The sequence below is a fragment of the Companilactobacillus mindensis DSM 14500 genome (assembly GCF_001434275.1).
GTDB lineage: Bacteria > Bacillota > Bacilli > Lactobacillales > Lactobacillaceae > Companilactobacillus > Companilactobacillus mindensis.
Genome location: NZ_AZEZ01000095.1, coordinates 113079 through 118675, shown reverse-complemented (window position 1 = coordinate 118675; position 5597 = coordinate 113079). Strand labels below are relative to the sequence as shown.

Genomic DNA, 5597 nt, shown 5'->3' with positions numbered 1-5597 from the left:
AACACTATTCAAATTTATATTATTTCAAACGTCAACTTGACAGGTGCCAACGCAATAACTTAGGAATTACGGTCTTCTTATATTTTTATATAACTAATGATTTTTACTCAAATACTATGCATACCAACTAAACAACGAAGATCCTAGCCTGGAGAGCAAAAGCTGATGGGCTCAGTAGTGGTTTAATCTTAGTCAGCGTACCTTGCTGGCTTAGATTACTGCCGAGCTTGAAGACAATTTTTAAATTGGCTCCAAGTCGTGCTCACTACGTTCCAGCCCAATCAGCTTTTGATCGGAAGGCGGCATCCTTAAATAAACAAGCAAACAAGTCAGTTGTTACTTGATTTGATCCAATGCATTAGCCACAGCTTCTTTGATAGCTTTGCTTGAAGCAGAAGCACCGGAAACAGTATCGACATCAACGGAATTCTTAGCCACGATTTCTTTAGGCAATTCTTTAACGGCCTTCAAACCATAGTCGTCGGATTCGCTTTGTTTCAAAACTTCAATGTCTTGAATATCAGATTTGCTATTAGCAGTTACCCGGACAACGATCTCGTTACCCATGCCGGCAGTAGACTTACCGATATATTGGTTTTCTTTCGTTTCATAATGTTCTTCGGCAACATCAGAACCGAGACCTTCTTCGTGCACACTGGCAGAGGATTCAGCGTCAACAACAGGGGCGTCGACTTTGATCTCGGCTTTTTGACTAGCTGCATTTTCACCGGCAATTTTACCAAAGATCAAGTTCTCAGCAAGGTTACTACCACCGTTGTATTGACGACCCATCAAGCTGCCTAATTCACCGACAGCGTAAAGGTGGGGGATAACAACGTTGTCATTGTCGACAACTTCAGTCTTGGAATTGTGAACAGGACCACCTTGAGTATTCAAGAGACCTTGAACCATAGCTAGGCAATAGTATGGACCATCGTCAAAAGCAGTCAATGTATCGGCATCACGATTGAAGGCATAGTCACGTTTGATTTCGGCAAAGTGATTGAAGTCTTTGATCGTGTCAGCCAATTTGTTAGCGTCGACGTCCATAACTTCGGCCAAACTCTCAAGGTTATCAGCTTTAACGACTGACTTCATGAATTCTGGGTAAGGAGCGTTCTTGTCATTGACTAATTCGTCATATTTCTTTTGATCGAAGACGACGTAAGGGTGACGTTGAGCCAAAAGAACCCGCCAGTTACCGTGATTTTGAATGTGTCCGTGACGGTGAACTTCATTTTCATCAAAGTAACGTGTTCCGTCATCGCCGACAACGATCAAGCTGCCTTGGTGGAAAGCAGGCCAGTCAAATGGTAAGAATTGTGAACGTTGACCAGCTTCTGGTTTAGGTGTGAGACCGTGGAAAATACCGTAGGCTTCATAGTTGTCCATATTGTAAAGTTGAGCTCCAACTTCACTAGCCATCTTGATACCGATACCTTTGTTGTAAAGGGAACCGATTGGATTGAGACTAGTTTCGCCAAGGTAGTTTTCAACCATCTTAGGATTGTTTTCGAAACCACCGGTAGCCATAACGACCCCGTTTTTTGCTCGAACATTCAATAGTTTACCGTTACGTTTGATTTGAGCCCCGACAACGGCTTTAGTTTCAGGGTTTTGAATCAAATGTTCAGCTGGTGTGTTGTATAAGACATCGATTTTGTCAGAACGGTCGAGGACTTGTTGACGCAAATTCTTCCAAAGTGCTGAGTCAGCAACGCCTTCGTGCATAGCGACAAGATCGTGAGTTGCTTGGCCATCGAATTCGGGATATTCGTGAGCCATGAAGTGTAGAGCTTTTGAAACCGGTGATTCAGGGTGTTGTGCCATGATGAATGGTTTAACGCCGAGATACTTTTCGATAAATGTAGGAATGTTGTACAAGCCCTTGATGTAAGTTTCCATCAAATCATTGTCATATGACAAAGGAAAGGCTAGTTCATGATAATATTTTCGCAAATCCTCAAGATTGGAACCGGTAGAAATAACTTGACCAGCATAACGAGTATTGCCACCCTCATGGCCCTCAGGAGCAGAGTCAGTTATTAAAACTTTGGCATCATTGTCAGCGGCAAAACGTGCGGCTGTAGCACCGGCACCACCGAAACCTAAAACAATCACGTCATAAGTTGCGTCCCATTTTAATTTTGAATCCTCAAACATAATGTTCACTCCATTTCTGCTAAATGTTAGGATTAATATAACTCTAATTATAGATCTTGTGAATATGTTCCTTTTGTCGAAATCGACATAAAAGACTATTATAGAAGTATTCACGATTATATAAAATATTTTTTAAATGAATTGAGGATCGCTATGGGCTTAATAAATAAGAGCTATTATGCATTGGGGACTGTCATCAATTTAACTGTGGATGAACCGGCAACTGAAGCTGATTTGGAAGCAGGTTATAAGTTGATTCAAAGATTTGAAGATAAACTGACTGTCAACCGTGATGAATCAGAAGTTATGACTATCAATCACAACGCCGGTATCAAGGCAGTCGCCGTACCTGATGACACTTACGAATTGATTAAATTAGCCGTTTTAGTTAGTCGCAAGCATCTTGGTTTTAATGTGGCGATTGGTCCTTTAGTCAAATTGTGGAAAATTGGTTTCAAAGGTGCCAACAAACCTAGCGATGACGATATCAAACAACGATTGAGATTGATCGATCCCGAACGAATCGAATTGAATGGTGATTTGCGAACAGTCTTTTTAAAAGACAAAGGTATGGAAATTGATCTTGGTGGGATTGCCAAAGGTTATATCGCTGACAAGATCAAAAAACTTTGGTTAAAACGAGGCGTTAAGACCGGTATCATCGATCTTGGTGGCAATGTTTTATTAGTTGGTCCCAGTGTTCACTCGGATGGAATGTGGAACATTGGCGTTCAAAATCCTATCAAACCGCGAGATGTTTCTTTGGGTGTGGTACATATTCCGGCTAAATCAATCGGAACGTCAGGAATTTATGAACGCAAGTTGGTTATCGACGGTCACGAATATCATCACATGTTCGATTCCAAAACAGGTTATCCAATCAAAAATAACCTTGCCAGCGTAACGATTGTCAGTGATAAGTCAGTCGATGGCGAAATTTGGTCAACGATTGGTTTTTATCAAGGAATCGAAAAGGGCAAGGCTTTGATTGAACAACAAGCTGGTATTGAAGCGGTGTTTATTACCAAAGAACTTGAGGCAATACCAACGAGTGGACTGCAAGATAAATTCAAATTAATATGATGAAAATATATTAGTGATATATAAAATAATTATATTGATTTCCTTAGTGAAACATTTTACAATAAGCGTGAGAAAAAAATATAAGTGGGATGATTAATAATATGAATAAATTTATTGCTATTGTTGGTTCAAATTCCAACAAATCAACCAACCGTGAACTATTGAAGTACATGAAACATCATTTTCAAAGTCAGGCTGAGATTGAATTAGTCGAAATTAAGGGCCTTCCTATTTTTAAGAAGAGTGCCGATAAATTTGTACCCCAAGAAGCCAAAGATATTGCTAAAAAAATCGAGGCATCCGATGGAGTCATTATTGCGACACCTGAATATGATCACTCGATACCAGCAATTTTATCAAGTGCTTTAGCTTGGTTATCATATGGTATTCATCCATTATTGGACAAACCAGTGATGATCACTGGTGCATCTTATGGATCACTTGGCTCATCAAGAGCTCAATCTCAATTACGTCAAATTCTCGATTCACCAGAATTAAAGGCTCGTATCATGCCTAGTTCTGAATTTTTATTAGGTCACTCGTTGCAAGCCTTCGATGACAATGGCGACCTCAAGGATAAAGTGGCTGCCCAACAATTGGATGGCTTATTCAAAGATTTTCTTCAATTCGTAAATATTTTTAACCAATTAAATAATGCCAAGGAAATCAATGTTCAAAAAGCTAAAGATTTTTCTTGGGACAAAGACTAGGGGGAAAGTAGGATGAAATTAGTAGGTATTGCAGGTTCTATCGCGGATCAATCATATAATCGTACATTGCTTAACTTTATGGCTAAGCATTTCAAAGGTGTAGTTGATATCGATGTTTTGGATATCAATGAGGTGCCAATGTTCAGTCAAGACGACGACCAAACAAATAGCCCCGTCATTCAAAACTTATCCAAGAAGATCAAGGCAGCTGATGGTGTCATCATTGCAACCCCTGAACACAACCACAGTATTCCCGCTGCTCTAAAGAATGTTATCGAATGGCTATCTTATGAGATCCACCCCTTCGATGGCAAACCAGTAATGATCGTCGGCGCTTCATATCATACCCAAGGTTCTTCACGTGCTCAGTTGCACTTGAGACAAATTTTGGAAGCACCTGGTGTCAATGCCGTAGTATTACCCGGAAATGAATTCTTATTAGGGGATGTTAAATCAGCCTTTGATGAGAATGATGACTTGAAGGATCAAAGAACGGTTGAATTTTTGCAATCAACTTTGAAGAAATTCTTGATGTTTGCCAAAGTTATCAACATGATCGGCAAGACCGATGACGCTGAAAATGAAGATCTTTCTGCTAAAAAGGGTACTGATACAACCGTTGAAGGTGTTGATATGAACGCTGACGACTGGTTGGATCAAGCTGCCAAAAAGACTAACGCTGCTAGTGGTAACGATTATGTTAAATTGGATAGTGGCTTGTTGACAGTCAACCAATTGGATTACTTCTTGAAGACCATTCCAATCGAATTGACATACGTTGATGAGAACAACCAATTCCTCTATTACAACAGAGCTGTTCCGGTTGAAAAGATGTTGGCTAAACGTGTACCCGCTCAAGTCGGTGACTCATTGGACAAAGTTCACCCTAATATCAGTCGAGTAATTACTCACGTTAAACAAGTTATCAGTGCTTTGAGAAACGGCGACACGGATCTAGTTTCAATGCCTGTACCTGGTGGCGATGCTGAGAAACATCATGTAATGCACTACTACAAAGCAATGCACTATGAAGACAACAATTACAAAGGTGTCAATGAATGGGCCGTTGATTTGAAACCAATCGTTGATGAATATCTCAAGTCAACTGGTCAAAAGCTAGTTAAAGATCCCGATGCCAAAGTAGATGCCACTTCCGGAGCTTCAAAGAAACCAGAAGCACCTACAACTGACGCTACTTCTGGTGCTTCAGAAGAAGTTGTTAAACCAGAATTAGAAGTGGACGCAACTTCAAGCGCATCAAAACACTAGAGAGTATTTTTAAAAATTCCACCTTCCGATCAAAAGCTGATTGGGTTGGAACGTGGTGAGGCGACTTGGAGCCAATTTAAAAATTGTCTTCAAGCTCGTCAGTAATCTAAGCCAGCACAGTACGCTGACTAAGATTAAGCCACCACTGAGCCCATCAGCTTTTGCTCTCCAGGCTAGGGCTTTCGTTGTTTGTTTGGTATATATAGTATTTGAGTAAAGTTATTAGTTATATAAAAATAGTTTTAAATATAAGAAGATCGTAATTCCTAAGTTAATTAAGAATTACGGTCTATTTTTATATGAATCAAATTTTTGCTGACAAATATTCAATATTTAATAAAATTGCCTATATTAATATCTCAAGATCCAAAT

4 protein-coding genes are annotated in these 5597 nt (G+C 39.8%); 3 read left to right on the top strand and 1 reads right to left on the bottom strand.

The features are described from left to right. Positions 1 to 336 precede the first annotated feature (336 nt). Complete coding sequence (locus FD29_RS09605) at positions 337 to 2163, bottom strand: FAD-binding protein (protein ID WP_057888719.1); 1827 nt, start codon at positions 2161 to 2163, stop codon at positions 337 to 339. Positions 2164 to 2316: 153 nt separating this feature from the next. Here FD29_RS09605 and FD29_RS09600 point away from each other — a divergent pair, with 153 nt between their 5' ends. The 3 genes from FD29_RS09600 (at position 2317) to FD29_RS09590 (ending at position 5225) form a co-directional block, all read left to right on the top strand. Continuing rightward, positions 2317 to 3246, top strand: coding sequence for an FAD:protein FMN transferase (locus tag FD29_RS09600; protein ID WP_057888718.1), 930 nt, complete (start codon positions 2317 to 2319; stop codon positions 3244 to 3246). A gap of 101 nt (positions 3247 to 3347) precedes the next feature. Further along, entirely contained in the window at positions 3348 to 3956 is a 609-nt protein-coding gene (locus FD29_RS09595) for an NADPH-dependent FMN reductase (protein WP_057888717.1), read from the top strand. 12 nt (positions 3957 to 3968) lie between these two features. Beyond that, complete coding sequence (locus tag FD29_RS09590; protein WP_057888716.1) at positions 3969 to 5225, top strand: NAD(P)H-dependent oxidoreductase; 1257 nt, start codon at positions 3969 to 3971, stop codon at positions 5223 to 5225. Positions 5226 to 5597 lie beyond the last annotated feature (372 nt).